The sequence below is a fragment of the Collinsella aerofaciens genome, assembly GCF_028206995.1.
GTDB classification, from domain to species: domain Bacteria; phylum Actinomycetota; class Coriobacteriia; order Coriobacteriales; family Coriobacteriaceae; genus Collinsella; species Collinsella aerofaciens_AQ.
The window spans coordinates 23,908-40,485 of sequence record NZ_JAQLFL010000014.1 but is presented as its reverse complement, the minus strand read 5'-3'; the positions used below and the strand labels follow the sequence as shown (position 1 = coordinate 40,485).

At 55.3% G+C, this 16,578-nt stretch carries 24 protein-coding genes and 1 pseudogene; 24 read left to right on the top strand and 1 reads right to left on the bottom strand.

Translation table 11 applies throughout. The features are described 5' to 3' along the window. The 10 genes from PMX60_RS08960 to mihF all read left to right on the top strand — a co-directional run. Nucleotides 1–492, top strand: a 492-nt coding sequence (locus PMX60_RS08960; RefSeq protein ID WP_271747626.1) for a hypothetical protein, incomplete at its 5' end; no start/stop codon positions are given. A gap of 1,822 nt (nt 493–2,314) precedes the next feature. Further along, nucleotides 2,315–2,671 (top strand): hypothetical protein, encoded by a 357-nt coding sequence (locus tag PMX60_RS08955; protein WP_271747625.1) that lies wholly within the window; start codon nt 2,315–2,317, stop codon nt 2,669–2,671. Between the two features lie 21 nt (nt 2,672–2,692). After that, nucleotides 2,693–3,115, top strand: a complete 423-nt coding sequence (locus PMX60_RS08950) for a single-stranded DNA-binding protein (RefSeq protein WP_271747624.1) — start codon at nt 2,693–2,695, stop codon at nt 3,113–3,115. 92 nt (nt 3,116–3,207) lie between these two features. Next, a complete protein-coding gene (locus PMX60_RS08945; protein WP_271747623.1) occupies nt 3,208–3,381 on the top strand; it encodes a hypothetical protein in 174 nt (57 codons plus the stop codon). A 164-nt stretch (nt 3,382–3,545) separates the two neighbouring features. After that, nucleotides 3,546–4,934: a flotillin family protein gene (locus tag PMX60_RS08940; RefSeq protein ID WP_271747622.1), complete on the top strand. Its 1,389-nt coding sequence runs from the start codon at nt 3,546–3,548 to the stop codon at nt 4,932–4,934. Next, nucleotides 4,934–5,311 carry a hypothetical protein gene (locus PMX60_RS08935; protein ID WP_271747621.1) on the top strand — a complete coding sequence of 126 codons (378 nt, stop codon included), beginning with the start codon at nt 4,934–4,936 and terminating at the stop codon, nt 5,309–5,311. Before PMX60_RS08940 ends, PMX60_RS08935 begins: the two co-directional genes overlap by 1 nt. A gap of 320 nt (nt 5,312–5,631) precedes the next feature. After that, nucleotides 5,632–6,432, top strand: coding sequence for a ParA family protein (locus tag PMX60_RS08930; protein WP_271747620.1), 801 nt, complete (start codon nt 5,632–5,634; stop codon nt 6,430–6,432). A gap of 2 nt (nt 6,433–6,434) precedes the next feature. After that, complete coding sequence (locus PMX60_RS08925; RefSeq protein WP_271747619.1) at nt 6,435–6,797, top strand: hypothetical protein; 363 nt, start codon at nt 6,435–6,437, stop codon at nt 6,795–6,797. Next, nucleotides 6,798–7,088, top strand: coding sequence for a hypothetical protein (locus PMX60_RS08920; RefSeq protein WP_271747618.1), 291 nt, complete (start codon nt 6,798–6,800; stop codon nt 7,086–7,088). A 4-nt stretch (nt 7,089–7,092) separates the two neighbouring features. Beyond that, nucleotides 7,093–7,419 (top strand): integration host factor, actinobacterial type, encoded by a 327-nt coding sequence (gene mihF / locus PMX60_RS08915; protein WP_271747617.1) that lies wholly within the window; start codon nt 7,093–7,095, stop codon nt 7,417–7,419. Nucleotides 7,420–7,922: 503 nt separating this feature from the next. Here the strand turns inward: mihF and PMX60_RS08910 are convergent. Continuing rightward, nucleotides 7,923–8,504 carry a hypothetical protein gene (locus PMX60_RS08910; RefSeq protein ID WP_271747616.1) on the bottom strand — a complete coding sequence of 194 codons (582 nt, stop codon included), beginning with the start codon at nt 8,502–8,504 and terminating at the stop codon, nt 7,923–7,925. 145 nt (nt 8,505–8,649) lie between these two features. Here PMX60_RS08910 and PMX60_RS08905 point away from each other — a divergent pair, with 145 nt between their 5' ends. The 14 genes and pseudogenes from PMX60_RS08905 to PMX60_RS08845 form a co-directional block, all read left to right on the top strand. After that, a complete protein-coding gene (locus tag PMX60_RS08905) occupies nt 8,650–9,642 on the top strand; it encodes a glycosyltransferase family 2 protein (RefSeq protein WP_271747615.1) in 993 nt (330 codons plus the stop codon). Between the two features lie 138 nt (nt 9,643–9,780). After that, complete coding sequence (locus tag PMX60_RS08900) at nt 9,781–10,218, top strand: hypothetical protein (RefSeq protein WP_271747614.1); 438 nt, start codon at nt 9,781–9,783, stop codon at nt 10,216–10,218. Between the two features lie 51 nt (nt 10,219–10,269). After that, on the top strand, nt 10,270–10,848 hold the full coding sequence (locus tag PMX60_RS08895; RefSeq protein WP_271747613.1) for a hypothetical protein: 579 nt from the start codon (nt 10,270–10,272) through the stop codon (nt 10,846–10,848). A gap of 23 nt (nt 10,849–10,871) precedes the next feature. Then, nucleotides 10,872–11,291, top strand: coding sequence for a hypothetical protein (locus PMX60_RS08890; protein ID WP_271747612.1), 420 nt, complete (start codon nt 10,872–10,874; stop codon nt 11,289–11,291). 209 nt (nt 11,292–11,500) lie between these two features. Continuing rightward, nucleotides 11,501–11,770, top strand: a complete 270-nt coding sequence (locus PMX60_RS10250; protein ID WP_416377930.1) for a Lar family restriction alleviation protein — start codon at nt 11,501–11,503, stop codon at nt 11,768–11,770. Beyond that, the gene (locus PMX60_RS08885; protein WP_271747611.1) at nt 11,754–12,314 is read left to right on the top strand and encodes a hypothetical protein; all 561 of its coding nucleotides are present in this window, start codon (nt 11,754–11,756) and stop codon (nt 12,312–12,314) included. Before PMX60_RS10250 ends, PMX60_RS08885 begins: the two co-directional genes overlap by 17 nt. A 466-nt stretch (nt 12,315–12,780) precedes the next feature. Next, nucleotides 12,781–13,536, top strand: coding sequence for a DNA/RNA non-specific endonuclease (locus PMX60_RS08880; protein WP_271747610.1), 756 nt, complete (start codon nt 12,781–12,783; stop codon nt 13,534–13,536). Beyond that, nucleotides 13,533–14,105, top strand: a complete 573-nt coding sequence (gene lepB / locus PMX60_RS08875) for a signal peptidase I (protein WP_271747609.1) — start codon at nt 13,533–13,535, stop codon at nt 14,103–14,105. The genes PMX60_RS08880 and lepB overlap by 4 nt, the downstream gene beginning before the upstream one ends. Before the next feature lie 175 nt (nt 14,106–14,280). Then, nucleotides 14,281–14,490 carry a hypothetical protein gene (locus tag PMX60_RS08870; RefSeq protein ID WP_271747607.1) on the top strand — a complete coding sequence of 70 codons (210 nt, stop codon included), beginning with the start codon at nt 14,281–14,283 and terminating at the stop codon, nt 14,488–14,490. A 98-nt stretch (nt 14,491–14,588) separates the two neighbouring features. Next, nucleotides 14,589–14,930 (top strand): hypothetical protein, encoded by a 342-nt coding sequence (locus PMX60_RS08865; protein WP_271747606.1) that lies wholly within the window; start codon nt 14,589–14,591, stop codon nt 14,928–14,930. 142 nt (nt 14,931–15,072) lie between these two features. Beyond that, a complete protein-coding gene (locus PMX60_RS08860; RefSeq protein WP_271747605.1) occupies nt 15,073–15,288 on the top strand; it encodes a hypothetical protein in 216 nt (71 codons plus the stop codon). Nucleotides 15,289–15,333: 45 nt separating this feature from the next. Continuing rightward, on the top strand, nt 15,334–15,657 hold the full coding sequence (locus PMX60_RS08855) for a hypothetical protein (RefSeq protein ID WP_271747603.1): 324 nt from the start codon (nt 15,334–15,336) through the stop codon (nt 15,655–15,657). A 66-nt stretch (nt 15,658–15,723) separates the two neighbouring features. Further along, nucleotides 15,724–16,017 carry a hypothetical protein gene (locus PMX60_RS08850; RefSeq protein ID WP_271747602.1) on the top strand — a complete coding sequence of 98 codons (294 nt, stop codon included), beginning with the start codon at nt 15,724–15,726 and terminating at the stop codon, nt 16,015–16,017. A 146-nt stretch (nt 16,018–16,163) separates the two neighbouring features. Continuing rightward, nucleotides 16,164–16,486, top strand: a pseudogene (locus PMX60_RS08845) (single-stranded DNA-binding protein); the annotation flags it as partial. Nucleotides 16,487–16,578: the final 92 nt, after the last annotated feature.

Here is a 16,578-nt window from a genome sequence, read left to right as displayed (position 1 = left end):
TTCCCAGCTGGAGGCCCCATGGTTCCAAAGAGCAGGCAGACCGAATCGGTCTCGACTGAGTATCTCCGACAGGCGCGGATTGTCTGGCGTGAACTCATATCGATAGCCAAGAAGCTCCCGAAATCACGTGCCCTCACGGAAACGCAGTATATCTGTCGGGCGGGCTACGACCTGATGCAGGCGGCGGCTGAGGCCGATGGAATCTATGCAATGACTCGAGTCGAGACCGCCCAGAGACTTTCTTGTCTGAATGATGCCTACGGTCGTCTTTGCCTGATTGCGATGTTTGTCGATGCATGGCTAGACGATATGCCTCATGTTGTCTACACGCAAAGGGAACGTGATGGCATCGAAATTCAGGTCGAAAAACCGTTCGTGAAGATGGAAAGGCTCGTTTCGCTAGCGGGTTCCGTATCGAATGCCATGAAGGTAACCAAGGGCGCCATCAAGTCCGAGCGGCGGCGCCTAGAACTATTTGAATCCAAATCCTAGTTCCCTGTGGCTGTTTACCTCTCGATGCTCACCCTGCGGAGTGTCGAGAGGTGGGCATCCGTAGATTGGCGACAATTGGTGGGAGCGCTCGGCGAATCCGAACAACTCCAACAACTTCCTCAATGCCAACAGCAACGGCGATCCGTCGAACAACAACAATGCGACGAACTCGAATTGCGTCTGCCCCGATTTTCTCCATTTGGTCTGAGTAGCGTCGTACGTGAAAACGGAATAGTAAAGGAGAAAAGGGGATACCCACCGGCCGGCGTCTCAGTCGACGCTGCGAATACGGGCCCCGGTGATGCAAGATGGGCGGACTTGCCTCCCAAACGGGACGGCATCTGGACCGTTTCGGCGGTTTTCAGGCACATCGGAATCGGCACCATCAAAACGGGTGCAGCCGGGGCTTATTGTTTATTTACGAGGGGAGGGAGTTCCTTGAACCGCACTCAACGGGCGAGACGTCGTGAACGTCGGAGTCGATACCGCAAAGAGCGGAGGTGCCGTTCGCTTGAATCGGTACCGAAGACACCGGAAGGCGTATTCTCTTTCGGAAACCTGTATAGGGCGGCCCGCGTATGCGCTAAAGGCACCTTATGGAAATCAGGTGCGATGAAGTTCGATAGATACCGCGCCGTCAACTGCGTTCGCTTGCGTGAGGCCCTCCTCTCCGGTGCTTATCGACGGCAGCCTCCAGTCCGGTTCACGCTTTGTGAACGAGGCAAGATCAGGCATATCGTGGGACCGCGATATAGGGATCGCGTCATTCAGCGTTGCCTATGTGATAATTTCATTACCCCAATACTCTCGCGATCCCTTGTTTATTCGAACTCGGCTAGCCTGGCGGGCAAGGGAACTTCCTTCGCCCGAAAGCGCTTTGAACGGGACATGCTTTCAGCGGTTCGAAAGCATGGAGCCAACGCTCGGGTCTTCCAATACGATGTCAGGAATTATTTCGGCAGTATCCCCTCTGAACGCGCACATGCCGTTTTATCGGAAATCATCCTGAGACCATATAGCGGACTTCCCGAATCGAATCCTATGGCACGGATACTTGATATCGCGGCAATCTATAGCTGCGAGGCGGGCTATCTGACATTGGGCAACCAGATAAACCAGCTTGCGGCCATTGCCTATCTGAATAGGATGGACCATGCCTTTCATGAGTGTCTCAGGCAGGGAACGGCTGGACGCTATATGGATGACGGGTACGTGTTTTGTACTGCCAGGGATTTACCGCGCGTTCGAGGTCTCTTCTTAGAGTGCCTTGTATCCCTGGGGCTTCAGCCGAATGCCAAAGCCTGTTTCTCCTCCAGCTTGAATCGGGAGTTGACGTTTCTTAAAATTCGATTTTCTAGCACGGATGGCCGGCCCCGCCGCCGCCTTGCCCAAGTCACGCTCATTCGTTATCGTAGGCATCTCAAATCCCTTTGCTCTTCTGTGGATTCGCAGAAATTGTCATCGGAGGTCATCACCGAATCTATCGCGAGCTTCAACGGGGTCTTATCTTCTTCGACCGCAAGGCACAAGCAGGCGTTAAAAACGAAGGTCTTGCCTTCCGCGGACATCCTCTGTCAATGTCCGCAAACGCCCCGAAAATGTCCGAAAGCGCCCTCAGATGTCCGTAATTGCATACCGCCCACCGATAACACTAGAAACATATAACGGTATGCCGATAGTTATGCTACTATCCTAGCTGTCAGGTCGCACCCCAAACGGCCTGCTGGACAGATAGGATGACGATTTGAACACTCTGTTTGCAGGAGGCGGAGCTACATCCGCCTCCGCCCTTTTGCGAAACGAAAAACCGATAGGAAGCCGTATGTTCCGCTTCGAGGAAGAGCCGCACGATGATGGCACCCGTGTCCACGAGGCGGTCGAGTCGATGGTGGGCGAAATCGTGGACGTGGCGATGCCGTCCCCGTTCAAGGCCCACGGCTTGGAGACCGTGCGTATGATGATAGTCCAAGCGTACCCCGCATTTTTCATCGGCCGACGGGTGAACGGCAACAAGCGCAATCTCGTCGTGAGCGTCCGCTATGCCGATATCTCGAGCGGCGCGTGCATATCCGACCAGATTTCCACCGCAGTGCGCCGTGTCGAGGTGGCGCGAAACAAAGCGCTGAAGCAGGCGGGCCGCGTCGGGCGTGCGAACCGCGTGGCCAGCCTTATCGATTAACGTTTCCAGAAAGGAACCGACATGTCTGACATCAATAACGTTTCCCTGACGGGTCGCCTGACGCGCGATCCCGAATTGCGAGTCACGGCGGGGGGCACACAGCTCCTCTCATTCACCTTGGCCTTCAACACCTCGGTGCGCAACAGGCAGACGGGCGAGTGGGATGAGCGCGGCAACTTCATCGACTGCACCATGTTCGGGAAGCGAGCAGAGGCTCTCTTGAATTTTCTCGCGAAGGGGCAGAAGGTCGCTATCGCGGGCAAGCTCCGCTACGCGACATGGGACAAGGACGGTCAGCGCCATTCCAAACTTGACTTGATTGTCGATGAAATCGAGTTCTTGGGTCAGCGCCAGGGAGCAGCCCAGCCCGCGCAGGCGCCCGCCGCCCCTCAGGCACCGATGCCGCCCGTAGTCGATACCTTTGATGAAGATATCCCGTTTTAAGGTCGGGAGGTCGATGCGATTTGGCAAGGCCTCGGCGAGCGGTCAGGCACCTATCGAATCCGTATTCTCGTTCATCTTTAAGGAAGGACTAAATGCCCTTTATTGATAAACTTCGCGATACGTTGAATGGTAGTGGCACCCGCAGTCGCTCCGAGCAGGTCGAGATCCTATGGCGTGCGTGGGCCTTTGCCGCCGTATGTGGCATTCTTGCCTGTATCGGCACGCTGGTTGTGACGATTGCCCGACTGGTCGAGCTCCTGACATAGTCCTTCCCGTGTTGGACTGTCATAGCATAACGCCGATAGTACCGATTGATAATTATCGCCCTGCCGATAATAAGCTATCCTTATAGCCGTGGATGCAAATCGGCATCCACGGCTATTTTCATAAGGGCGCACCCGAACGCCCGAAAGAGACAGGAGATAATAATATGCTCAGTGATTTGCTGCCGATTGCCCTGGTCGTGGTGATCGTGGTCTGCGTCTTCGAGTCGTGCTGGCGAAAGTGTCCGCCCGATAAGTTGATGATAGTTTCGGGCGCGGGCAAGATGCGCAGTGTCTCCGGCAAGGGAACCTTTGTCATCCCCGGCTTCCAGCGTGTCGATATGCTCGCCCTCGGTGCCGTGCAGGTCCAGCTCGCGACCGAGAACGACATCCCGACCCAAGACGCTATCCTGATTCACGCCTGCGCCGTGGCGAATTTTCAGATCGGGCAGACCTCCGAACTGATCGAGACTGCCTCCAAGAACTACCTGAACATGGACAAGGAGGAGATGACCCGTCAGGTAACCGAGGTCATGCTCGGCAAGATGCGCGAGGTCATCGGCCAGATGGACCTGAAGGAGCTCATGCGCGACCGCGAGAGCTTCAACGCCAAGGTGTTCGACGGCTCCAAGGACGACCTTGCCAACCTCGGTCTCGAGTTGCGCACTTTCAACGTCCAGGACTTCTCCGATTCCCAGGGCATCATCCGCTCCATGGGTGCCGACCAGGCGGCGGAAATCAAGAAGGAGGCCGAGCTCGCCCAGATTCAGGCCGATCAGGAAGTGGCAGAGCGCCAGAACCAACTCGACCTGAAGAAGGCCGAGCTAAAGAAGCTCGCCGATAAGGCCGCAGCCGAGGCCGATATGGTGAAGGCCACCGTGACGGCCGAGAAGCAACGCGAGCTCTACATTGCCCAGCAGGAGGCAGAGATCGCTGCGGAGACCAAGAAAGTCGAGCTCGCCGAGCGCCAGGCGGACGTGAGGGAGCGCGAGCTGAACGCGACTGTGAAGAAGCAGGCCGAGGCCGACCGCTATGCAGCCGAGCAGGCGGCCGAGGCCGACCTCTACAAGCGCACGAAGCAGGCCGAGGCCGCCCGCATCGAGCGCCAGAACGCCTCCGATGCCGAGCTGTATTCCGCCCAGAAGGATGCCGAGGGCATCAAGGCTAAGGCCACGGCCGAGGCCGAGGCTACGCGCCTGAAGGGCGAGGCCGACGGTGCGTCCGAGAAGAGCAGGGGAGAGGGTATCGCCGCTGGCGTGAAGGCCCAGGCCGAGGCCTACAACGGCATGGAGAACCCCTACCTCCTCGCGAACCGCTACATCGACATCATGCCCAAGGTCGCAGAGGAGGTCGCGAAGCCCCTTACTGCAGTCGACTCAATCAAGATGTACGGATCGGGCAACGCTCAGAAACTCGTGAAGGAGACCACCACGATTGTCGACCAGGTCGCATCCGGTCTGAAGGACAGTACTGGGGTCGACCTGCCGTCGCTTTTAAGCGGCCTGCTGGCAAAATCCGATATGGATGCCGGTTCCGCCGAGAGTCTGGCAGACTGATGGCTGTCTCTTTGATAGCCTCGGCCCTGCTGCTCGATATTTTTGGCTGCGCGGTTCCTCTGACATGGATGGAGGACGCTAGGGCCTTCAAGGTCGGCGTATTTCTGCTTTGGATGGCGCTTATGGGCATTTCCATCCTGATGGGGTCGTTGTATCCTCGGGAGTTGGTAGGCGTGAACCCGTTGTTGAAGGTGGGTCTCGAATCCATCTGCCTTTCCTGCGCGATCTATCCCGTGCATGGGTTCGCATCGAATATGACGCCATATGGCACCGCGCAGGCCAACACGGTAGCCTGCCTCGCACTAATTGATCTATTCGTGACGGCTGTAGGGTATATCTCCTTATTGGTGGGAACGATCTGGTTCATCTTCTTCTGAGTTAGCGGGCGGTAGAGCCTGACCCCTTATTCGTCCCCCGCGGCCATCCTAGCCGCAGGGGACTTTGCTTTTACTTGCGAATCGACTAGGTAATCAAAAATCGACGTGCCGACAAACATAAGATAATGCTTGCATTATGCCGATAGCATGTTATCATATAGTTAAGTCAAAAGCGTACCCCAAGCGCTGTATGACGGACAGGAAGATGACTTGGCGACATCTATAAATATCGCATGGTAGCGGGCAGTATTCTGGCCGCTACTCGGGCTATCCATTGTCTGTGATTTCGTTCGGGGTCGCATGAAACCGAAGGGAGTCCGATGATGGGTGCCGATGGCGTGGCGCAGGTCGCAAGGACTATTGCAGTAATCAACAACAAGGGTGGAGTGGGGAAGACCACTGCCAGCAAGGCTCTCTGCGAGGGCATGGCCGAGCGCGGTCTCAATGTCCTCCTGATCGACATGGATGCGCAGGCGAACATCACGACGTGGGTGAAGGCCGAGACCGCCCCCGATGCTCTCACGGTGTTCAACCTGCTCGAGAAGCCAAAGATGCCTCTGTCCGACTGCGTGCAGTTCATGGACGGATGCGACATCATCGCGGGCGATATCGCGATGAAGGACCTCGACTCGGTACTCTCCCAGGGTCTCGGTCGCGAGCTTCGCCTTAAGCGTGCCTTGGAGCCGGCGATGGATGTCTACGACTACATCGTCATCGACTGCCCTCCGTCTCTCGGTCTCTCCACTTTGAACGCGCTCGTCGCGGCGGATGACGTCATTATCGTCACCGAGCCGTCGATGTTCTCGATTAACGGCTTCGGCAACGTCTACGACCTCGTCGAGTCCATCAAGGTCGATTACGCATTCAATCCCGATCTCAAAATCGACGGCATCCTGCTCAACAAGTACAGCAGGGACGAGGTCGCTTCCCGTGCCGCCGATGAACAGCTCCCCGCCATCGCCGAACTCGGCCATACAAAGCTCTATGCGGCACGCCCGATGAAGCATAAGGCGATTGAGGATGCGGCGAACAATAAGGAGCCGCTATTCGGCTTCCGTCCCAACGATGCCGCCGTGGCCGAGTTCCGCAAGTTCGTGGACGAGTATCTGGGTGGCGAGTAGCCATGGCTGCATCAGCGAAGAACCGCATGGACCTCACCGCGGATGCGAAACGCGCCATGCTGAACCGCCGTTCCGGTCGCGCGACTCCGCGCACGTCTGAGACCGTCAAGCCGACCGGCCCATATCCCTTCGGTGACGAGTGCGTGAAGGGGATGGCGACCGCAATCAAGGCCGCCTACTCGAAGGAGTATGCGGCGGCTGATTTCCCGCGACAGACCCAGGTCTCCTTCAAGATCGACTCGAAGGCGGTGGACCGCATGAAGGTCGCTGCCGTCACTCACCACATCCGCATGCGCGACCTCTGGGCGATTGCGACCGATATCGTCATCCAGGCGCTCGATGAACTCGATAGGGAAGGTATCTAGATGGACGAGAACGAAGATATTGATGAGGCAATCGATCGCGAATGGCAGGTCGAGCGCGTCTTGGAGCCGAAAGATTCCCTGATTCCGAAGGGGATGAAGACTATCGCCAAGACCCTTCGCCATGCGGGGCAGCTGCTCGCGGTTGCCACCAGCCCGAATCCAGATGACCCCGATGAGCCGTTCCGGGCCTTTATCACGGTCTCGCGTAAAAACCGTTCTGAAATCAAGTCGATTATCTGCGAGTTAGCCCCCGAGCAATATGAAGAACTATTCGACAATGAAAGTGAGTGACTCTATGGCTGATTCCGTTAACACCTTGCCTGTTATGACAGATGAGCAGCGCCGTAAGAACTTGGAGAAGGCTGCGGCAGCCCGCAAGGAACGCAAGGCGTTGCTCGATCTTATCCGCGAGGGGACCGTCAGCTTCGAGAAGGCATCTGCCGACCCGAAATACTGGCGTATTCCCGTAGTTCGCCTGCTGATTGCCGTCCCTGGCGTCGGCAAGGCAAAGGCGACCCAGCTCATGACGGAAGCCGGCGTTTCACCGACCCGTCGAGTCAAGGGACTCGGTTGCCGCCAGCGCGAATACATCATCGAGAACCTCCCGAAGCGCGGAGTCTAAACCATGTCTCTGCTAGGGTTGCTTCTCTTTTTGGCGGCGGTTATAACCTGCTACGCCGCCGCTATTGCCCTGCTTCTTTGCCCTTGGCTGGTGAAGGGGCCGCGGTGCCGTCTCGATCATCTTGGATATTGATTCTCCTTTTCCATCGGGTTTTTCCGTCTTTCCCGACCTTCCTTGGCACCTTTTTTCCTCCTTTCTGTGTGTGATTCACGTATTGAGCGAGAGGCGGCACCGCAGCCCCTTCATTAGAGATGGGTTGACACGCCCAGCGCGGTGGACTCTGTTCGAACTTCACTGTTCTCCCCATTTATCCCTACAAACAGTGGTTTCTCGACACGCCATAGAGTCCATCGCGCCGAGCGTGTCGGCGAACTAAGTTACCCCTACTAGATTGGTGGTCTAATATGAGCCAACTGACTGCTGTCGATATTTCCGATAGCGATCGATTCGAACTTGCCGATGTCCTGAAGGAAGAGTCCGAATCGAGTTCGGCACCTCGTGCCCTAGAGGATATTCTGCAGGAAACTTGCGATGACGATTTCGACCCGATGAGCCAGCGCAGCTGCTATGAGCTGCTGGCGGCATATATTGCGCGACCGATTGCGACGGTTGTGTCGAGGAACGGTCATTCCGCCTGCTCGAATTGCGGGACGGGCATCCCATATCACGTCCGGTTCGCCGCGAACTGTCCTACATGCGGTGCCGTTTTCGGCATCTGATCGGGCACCGCCATTTATCTCTATGGAAAGAAGTGTATTTCCCTCGGTTATTGCCCATGGTGTTCCCCATACCACCCGAAACTCCTCAACGATATCGAAACCGTCTGCGGCGATATGGCCCTGATCGAGGGGGTAGACCTTGCGCTCGATGTCAGCGACCAGCACGGGGTGCATTTGACGATGTCCCACGATAACGATATCGACCGCGCTTGGATTCCTATCAACTATTGCCCGATCTGCGGGCGAAATTTTCGGAAGGATAGATAAATGACCGTTATCCAGTATTGCCGTGAAAAAACTAATGTGAGCGAACTCGTGATCATCCGAGAAGGCGGGTGGGTGACGTGCGCGGCCTTTATCGACCACGAGGATTTATTTCGCCTGCCGCCCTCTATAGCCAGGGCCGAGGTTGTTGGCGAAGAGTGCGGCCGGATTCGCCTTGCGAACCGGTCGGGCGGCGCATGTGACGCTCCGTGCATCTATCTCGATATCTAGTAGAGGGAAGTGGCTGGTGAATCAAGACGAGATTGCGGTCATCATTCCATGCTATAACGAGGCACTGACCATCGGCAAGGTGGTCGATGATTTCCACCGCGAGATGCCCGAGGCGACGGTCTACGTTTACGATAACGACTCGACCGATGCGACCGCCGCGATTGCGATGAAGCATGGGGCGACCGTTCGCTATGAGCCGCGTCGAGGCAAGGGAAATGTCTGCCGCCAGATGTTTCGGGATATCAATGCCGCCTGCTACCTCATGGTGGACGGCGACGATACCTATCCGGCCGAGGCGGCTAAATCGCTTTGCGAGCCGATTCTTGACGGAAAAGCCGATATGGTGGTCGGCGATAGGCTCTCCAACGGGACATATGCTAGAGCGAATGGACGGGCGTTCCATGGGTTTGGAAACAACCTGGTCCGCGGTATGATCAAATGGATTTACGGATACGGATATCCCGACGTCATGACGGGGTACCGAGCCATGTCCGAGCCCTTTGTGAAGACGTTTCCCGTCCTCTCCGAGGGTTTCCAGATCGAGACCGAGCTATCTATACACGCCGTCGACCGCCGTTGGCGCATCCAAAGCATTCCGGTTGACTATCGAGATCGACCCGAGGGATCGCAATCGAAGCTGGATACCTTGGGCGATGGCATCAAGGTTATTACCACGGTCGGCACCCTTTTCAAGGACTATCGCCCTCTGAAGTTCTTTTCCCTGGTCGCGTTTGTGTTTTTCGCGACGGGACTGGTTCTGGGCATTCCCGTCGTTCGCGAGTTTATTTCGACCGGTCTCGTGCCTCGTTTCCCGACCGCGATTCTCACTGTCGCGTTGATGTTCCTCTGCGCCCTGTCGCTTGCTACCGGTCTGATTCTGGATGCCGTGGCTAAGTCGGATCGCAGACAGTGGGAGCTTGAAGTCTACCGGTCCTTTCCATGCTCCCATGGAAGTTCGGTCGATAAGCCGTGGTGGGCGAACGAGTTTCAACAGCGAGACACTCGGTAGCCGCTTTCAAGGGTTCGGCACCCCGTCATAGTTCTAATTGGTTTACGCTCTGTCGATAACCATGACTTTGATTAGTTATCATAACTATAGTTAATGAGAGTGTTCCCCAAACGCTCCGATGGACGGGATGAAGCCGAAATGAATATCTACGAATCGCCCATGCCCTTACCTGATTGTGACTCCCAAATATCGTTCGCCGCGAGGCTGCGCTATAACTCTCGCCTGCATGGAGCGGCGGGCATCCCAACTGGTCACGCATCCATCGCCGGCATCATCGAGGAGACCATTGCAGACGAGATGCCCTTTACCGATATGGACACGGCAAGTGTGCTTGCGGGTTTGACTGACCCAGGCGTATGCGAGAACGTCAACAGCCCGCAGGCGGGACACTTCACCTGCTCCGTTTGCGGAGCGGATGTACCGCTCGGCAAGGTACGCATACCCGACGACGGCTGCGATAGAGGATGGAGGGTCGTACCTATAAACAACTGCCCCTATTGCGGTCGCAGGGTCGTAATTCCCAAAAGGTCGTTTCTGGAAATAATTCAGGGTGGCTCCAAAGCCCCACGAGACTAAGCCACAAAGACTGGACGCTCTATGGAAAATCCGATAAATATAAACCGAGAGATGGCGAACGCGCTCCGCGCCCTAGCCGTCACCGACCATAGCTCGATGGCTGGCCGCGTCGACGTGGTCACCGCATTGGCTAAGCTCGGAATCAAATGCCAACCCCTTGGGGGAGCGCTTTTCATCGGCGAGCGCGAAACGCTTGCCCTCGCAGACTATATCGATCGTCCTGCCGGCGATGCCGATGATGCGGAACGTTTCAGGTTCGATATCGCCATGTCCCTGCGACAAGCCGTTTCCAAGGCCGCCGCCGGAGAAAAGGAACTTTTGCGGGACGGCGATATTTGTGGTGAACGTGGTCTGCTCGACCTCTGCGATTTTGCCGAGGCGCTCGGGTTGGACGTTAAGTATTACAACGAGGAATACCCCGCCGTCGCACAATCCGAGGCGGCTGGCTTCGCCGACGAAATCGACGTGCAGACATGCATTTATGTCCGCGGCAAAGATAACGAATCGCATAACTTCGCGGGTCCTGTCTGGTTTTGCAACAGATGCGGTCACGATGAGGGGGAGTACGGCGCCTATTTCTACCGCCATTGCCCCATCTGCGGCCGCAAAATCGAGAAGACGGTGGGGTGATGGTGTCGGAGGAAACCAACGCAATGACATCTCAGGAATGTCGCGCCTTATGGCAGGCTCTTAAATTTCAATATACGGACATCGAGCCATATGATCTCGATGCCCTGCAGGGCTATATCGCCATCGAGTGTGCCGAATCGTGCCGCAAGGGCGAGACCCCTCGCTACACGATTCCCCGTCGCAAGGACGACAGCCTCTGCTGCAAGGTGAACCCCGACGGCGGCATCCTAAGGGCATACCTGAAAATCGACTGTCCTGGCCAGTGGAACGGCCGCGAGGCGGTCAGTTTCAACTCCGACGGCTTCATCGGCTTCTGCGGCTGGGCTGACTCGGTCAACAGCCAGCCGTTTTACCGCGCCTGGCGGGCATGGTGCTGCAACTATATGACATACAAGCTCGAAGATCCGATTGTCTTGATAATGAATGGAGTGGAAAGTGTTTGATACTGCTGATTGTGACCGTATCCATAGAATGCATGGCGATTCGGTCATCGTAGACCCCGCCGTGCTCATCGGACTCGCCGAATACCTTGAATCGATAACGAGTACGGTGTACTGGGAGGGCAGGGCTATCTGCGGCGCGGGAAACGATATCTCCAAACGCCTGCGGGAGATAGTCTGCCAATCAAGACCCTGCTGAGAGGAAACTGTTTTTGGATATACTTCCATGCCCCTTTTGCGGCAACACTGACATAGAGCCGACCCGATACGATGTCGACATCTGGGACGATAAGGACGGAAACACCCTTTATTTCGTCCGCATGATAATGAACTGCGGTAATTGCAACATGCATATGATCGGTCCCGACGGGGTGGCCGAGACGATAGACGATGCCGAAAGCGCAGCACAGGATGGGCTGATTCGTCAATGGAACACGAGATGGACCTCGGACAGGGGCGGTGCCCATGGCTTGGTTCATTAGATACGGAATCCTTGCACTTATTCTCGCCTGCGTAGTCAGCCTGTTCAGTATGGCCGTGCCGGATCCCAAAGCATCCGATAGACGTTTTCACCTATATATCGGATTCGTTGTGGCTGCGTGCGTGGTCATCTGCATCCTGTTCCAAGCAGTCGTTCCGACTGACTTTAAGGTAGTCGGTGAGAAGGACGAGGTTACCGAGACGCACTCCCTTGCCACGCTAAAGACGGACTCTCGCCTTTCAGGAAAGGAGGCGGTATCTTTCGGCTACCTCAACGAGGAAGATGCGTATGTCCTGATGGTGAGGCAAGGCGATGGCGGGTATCGAAGGAAATGCTACTCAGCTGATTCGACGGCAGTGTATGAGGATGTGGATGCCGACGAGGCAAGGGTCGATACGGTCAAGCGCTGTTCGATAATCCGCTGTACCTATAGGTTTCCTATCATCGGAGAGTGGGTGCGTGACTGGTGCCTCCTTGATAGACGGGAAGTCTGCATACATGTCCCCAAGGGAAGTATCGTGCAGGGCGAATACGACTTCCGATAGATGCCCTTGGGCCTACACGGTCCTCAAAAGTGGCGATCGCGAGATTGCCTTATTTATGTTCTTTTGCCATTTGGGACGGCACGAGCAAGGGCACCGCCCATAGCTTCGCCCTGGCGAAGGAGTTCGACAATTCGCTAAGGGTTATCAGAGTCGATTCATACTGCAGCTCCTCAGCCACGTAAGTTTCATATACGCCATATATCGATACGCCGTTAAACCTACCAAAAGCTAATGGACTGCCGGTTGCTGTGCTAAGATTGACGTCAGTTAATTGCGCTTCCCCAAGGCGCCGAAGACAGGAAATGAATCGATGCGGTTCCAGGAGAGCCTTTTCGGCTCTACCGGAGCTGTTGGCACGGCTTCGAATGCCGAGGAATTGCCCAATCGGTCCGCGGGGACGCATCCTTAATGCATGTACGAAAGGATGCCAAATGCTGTTCCCCGTGTTCCGAAAAGGGCGGCGCCTATGAAAAACTCTAGCCAGAAGATCAGACGCTTACTGGAACTCGGAATTACCCTCGCTATTGCCGTCGGCGCTCCGCTTTTAACGCATGTCGCCGTCGAATACTTCGGTGGCTCTGCAGCCGATCAATTTGTTACGTCGACTCAGACACCCGATGGAACCTCGACTTCAAGTCAGCCGATTTCGATTCCCGAATACGCCGGCAACCCATCCGTAACTCTTTCGGACACGAGCGGTTTGTCGCCTAAATCGGCACCTGACAATCCAATCCTTACGGATCTTGATTCAAGCGGCCGTTGCGGTTCGGTAGAGATGGTCGTATCCCTCGAGACTGCTCCCACACGAGGGGAGAAGCGCGGTTCGATCGGCATGGTTAAGCCCTCCGGCTGGCACACGGTGCGCGATGATTCGCTCGACGGCAAGTACCTGTACAACCGCTGTCACCTAATCGCTTGGCGCCTGTCTGGCATGAACGCCGAGAAACGCAATCTGATTACGGGAACCCGTTACATGAATGTCGAGGGCATGTTGCCCTATGAGGCGAAGGTGAGCGACTTTATTTTCGCCGGCGGCGGGTGCGTCTACTACAGGGTGACGCCCGATTTCCGCTCGGGCGAGCTGGTTGCCCGCGGCGTGCGCATCCAAGCATATTCCCTTGCGGACAAGGGGAAGAGCATCGATTTCGATGTGTATTGCTATAACGTCCAGCCCGGCTACAAGATTGACTACGCCACGGGAAAGGCGGCGAAGGTTAAATGACGGAAGAGACTGAAAACAAGTCTTGGTCGTTCCTTCCGTGGGGCGCTATTATCTACGCAACGATAATCTTGGCGGCGATCGGGACCGTTCTTTTGATAAGGGCGTTCGTGATTGAGCCATTCAATATACCCACTGAATCGATGTGCGACACGGTTCAGGTCGGCGATAGCGTCTTGGCCGAAAAGATTACTCTGGAGCTCGGGGGAACTGTATCGCAGGGCGATATCATCGTCTTCGAGAACCCTGAGAAGGACCCCGAGAAAGACGTGCTATGTAAGCGTGTCGTCGCACGGGCCGGGCAGACGGTCGATCTGAGAGACGGATCGGTCTATATCGACGGAAAGAGAATCGTAGAGGATTACGCGAAGGGCGATTCCTATCCCCTGTACATCGGGAAAGCGAAGCGGATATCCTATCCCTATAAGGTCCCCGAGGGCGAAATCTGGGTCATGGGCGACAACAGGGAGAACTCCGCCGATTCACGTTATTTCGGCGCGATTCCCGAGGACAGCGTGATCGGTATCTGCGTCATGCGCTATTTGCCCCTGAACCGTATCGACCTACTCTAAGACATATAGCTTGGCATTTAGGCTAACTCGAAAGGGCATCCTTTAATGGATGCCCTTTTGTAAATCTCTTTGTTATTATTCTCATTTTGATCTTGCATCCCGCCACATATACAACTATAATATATGTCGACAAGCGGAACGGATGGCGTTCCGCAAACCGGAAGGGAGATACCCCATGAATCGCAAACTGGATACATTCTTCTTTTACTTTCCGAGGATCGTCATGGCGCTCATCGGGCTGTCGGCGTTCATTTTCGCCGTTTGGTTCTGTCAGTTCTACTACCTGTATCTGAATTGCATCGTGGTGCCAGCCGCCTGCCTTCTTGCCAGCCACGGGATCCAGTGCGCACGCCAGGTGGTTATGGCATACCGCTACTCGCTTTAATCACGTCCGGGAGGGGTGTAACTTCACCCCTCCCGATTTACCGATTTTAAGACCGTTATACCTTAGAGAGAAAGGAAACTGCAAAGGACGAGATGGATATGAGCCTTGAGGAAGCCTTGGAGGATTGCGAGCAGGCCGCCAAAGCCTTTGCAAGCCAGTCCGATGAGGGCAGGGATATTGATACGCTCATCGGGGAGAAGAGCCTTGAATCCATGCGGACTCAACTTGATGCCATGGAGAGCGAAAATGACCTGAGGGCCCGATTTGAGCACGTGAGGCGTATGAATCGCGCCGAGGCTATCGAGAACCTTGAATGCCTCGCCATGTTGCTCGACCGTCTTCCCGCGCATGACTTCTCCGGCTACAAAATGACGGGCTACGGCAATTATGTTTCACACACTATCGACGCTGCAGTAGAGGTCTTGAAGCAGAACAACTAGATTCAACCAAAAGGCGGTCGCAAGATCGCCTTTTTTCGTGCTATTTTCCCAGCTAGATCTTGCATGCCTCCCCATATACAACTATACTATATACCAACAAGCGGGATGAAAGGCATCCCGCAAACCCGAAGGGAGATACACCATGAGTGACTATACGGATCGATTCCTCGAGCTTAAGTGGCGCGAGCTGGCAGACGTTCCAATCGACTACGACGACCCCGAGCAGCCCGATGGTGTTCTGGGGACGGACTGGTTCGTTTTCAAGAAGGGGGAGCCTCGTATCGAGGGAGTTTGGCGTTGGTTCGATTCCCACTACACCGCCGGCGTCGGTGCCTTGATATTCGGAACCGCCGAGTAGATTGATGGCCGTATGTGCTTTGGCACATACGGCTGAAAGGAGGACATGATGCAGCAGAATCGCAAGGAGATTGAGACGATTGCCAGGGTTCGGGGCTTAAATCACGAGGCGCTTCGCATGATTAAAAAGACTAAGGCGCTTGAGGAGCCCGAGGAGGGCGTTTTTCGAGATCGCATCCTTGTGAACTACGAGCGGATGCGCATGGCGATGGAGAGAGTTGGACTTTTGCTTGAGGTCAGGTTGCACTCCAAAGACCGTGACTTTGGGGAGTATATATATCAGAAGGTGGAGCATGACTTGGATATTCTGGAAGAACAAATCGCCGTCTTGGACACCCTAATTGACCTATGGCAGCTACAGGAGTTTTAAAGTGCATCAGGTTTAGTGGATGCTCATTCAACTCCATGAACACCTGATATCGGAAAGGAAACAGCCATGAAGAAAGTCTTTAAGTTCACTGAAACTCGTTCTTGGTACTTCGAACTCGATATTGACGATGGGGCGCAGGTCGAGAAGGCTCTATCGGCATTGGTTGGAACCGAGGGTTTTAATTATTATCTAACTGACCGCGCCGAGGATGAATATGAAAGCGTCTGGGATGAAGTTTCAGCAGACGAAAAGCGTACGTGCGGCGATCATGCTACCGACTATTTTCGAAGGGTAGCAGATAGGGAACTCGAGGGGGAGGCCCGTGACATAGTTTTGAAATCGCTGCGCGAAAGCGAATAGATCGCACTTTGTTCAATGGCTTCCATGCCGCTTTATTTCGTCCCGTTTTCCAAGATAAATCTTGAATTTCAGTCTATATCCAACTATACTATATGCTAACAAGCGGGATGAAAGGCATCCTGCATCCCTAGAGGAAGGAACATCCCATGTCTATCAATCACGTTATGCTTTCTGGCAACATCACCCGTGACCCCGAGGTTCGCATGACTGCGGGCGGGACTCCCGTCCTTTCGTTCGGCCTTGCCGTCAACGATCGACGCCGCAATTCCGCGACCGGCGAGTGGAGGATTGCCCGAACTTCATTGACTGCACCATGTTCGGTACTCGAGGCGAGGGCATCTCCAAGCACATGGCGAAGGGCGACAAGATTGCCGTAGACGGCAAGCTCCGCTTCAGCCAGTGGGAGAAGGACGGTCAGCACCGTACCAAACTCGAGGTGATTGTCGAGGATATCGAGCTCATGGCTCGTCGCCGAGATCAGTAGGAACCAGTAGACGGACGGCTGAAAGGCCGTCCGTTTTCAGTTATTTTCCATGGTAGGTCTTGCATCCTGCTCGCTAT

Coding starts and splice junctions, on each gene's coding strand:
- PMX60_RS08935 (WP_271747621.1), top strand. CDS start 4,934: ATGGCTGTCTCTTTGATAGCCTCGGCCCTGCTGCTCGATATTTTTGGC.
- PMX60_RS08880 (WP_271747610.1), top strand. CDS start 12,781: ATGAAAAACTCTAGCCAGAAGATCAGACGCTTACTGGAACTCGGAATT.
- PMX60_RS08955 (WP_271747625.1), top strand. CDS start 2,315: ATGTTCCGCTTCGAGGAAGAGCCGCACGATGATGGCACCCGTGTCCAC.
- PMX60_RS08945 (WP_271747623.1), top strand. CDS start 3,208: ATGCCCTTTATTGATAAACTTCGCGATACGTTGAATGGTAGTGGCACC.
- PMX60_RS08930 (WP_271747620.1), top strand. CDS start 5,632: ATGATGGGTGCCGATGGCGTGGCGCAGGTCGCAAGGACTATTGCAGTA.
- PMX60_RS08950 (WP_271747624.1), top strand. CDS start 2,693: ATGTCTGACATCAATAACGTTTCCCTGACGGGTCGCCTGACGCGCGAT.
- PMX60_RS08890 (WP_271747612.1), top strand. CDS start 10,872: ATGACATCTCAGGAATGTCGCGCCTTATGGCAGGCTCTTAAATTTCAA.
- PMX60_RS08940 (WP_271747622.1), top strand. CDS start 3,546: ATGCTCAGTGATTTGCTGCCGATTGCCCTGGTCGTGGTGATCGTGGTC.
- PMX60_RS08885 (WP_271747611.1), top strand. CDS start 11,754: ATGGCTTGGTTCATTAGATACGGAATCCTTGCACTTATTCTCGCCTGC.
- PMX60_RS08925 (WP_271747619.1), top strand. CDS start 6,435: ATGGCTGCATCAGCGAAGAACCGCATGGACCTCACCGCGGATGCGAAA.
- PMX60_RS08895 (WP_271747613.1), top strand. CDS start 10,270: ATGGCGAACGCGCTCCGCGCCCTAGCCGTCACCGACCATAGCTCGATG.
- PMX60_RS08855 (WP_271747603.1), top strand. CDS start 15,334: ATGATGCAGCAGAATCGCAAGGAGATTGAGACGATTGCCAGGGTTCGG.
- PMX60_RS08865 (WP_271747606.1), top strand. CDS start 14,589: ATGAGCCTTGAGGAAGCCTTGGAGGATTGCGAGCAGGCCGCCAAAGCC.
- lepB (WP_271747609.1), top strand. CDS start 13,533: ATGACGGAAGAGACTGAAAACAAGTCTTGGTCGTTCCTTCCGTGGGGC.
- PMX60_RS08870 (WP_271747607.1), top strand. CDS start 14,281: ATGAATCGCAAACTGGATACATTCTTCTTTTACTTTCCGAGGATCGTC.
- PMX60_RS08900 (WP_271747614.1), top strand. CDS start 9,781: ATGAATATCTACGAATCGCCCATGCCCTTACCTGATTGTGACTCCCAA.
- PMX60_RS08920 (WP_271747618.1), top strand. CDS start 6,798: ATGGACGAGAACGAAGATATTGATGAGGCAATCGATCGCGAATGGCAG.
- mihF (WP_271747617.1), top strand. CDS start 7,093: ATGGCTGATTCCGTTAACACCTTGCCTGTTATGACAGATGAGCAGCGC.
- PMX60_RS08850 (WP_271747602.1), top strand. CDS start 15,724: ATGAAGAAAGTCTTTAAGTTCACTGAAACTCGTTCTTGGTACTTCGAA.
- PMX60_RS08860 (WP_271747605.1), top strand. CDS start 15,073: ATGAGTGACTATACGGATCGATTCCTCGAGCTTAAGTGGCGCGAGCTG.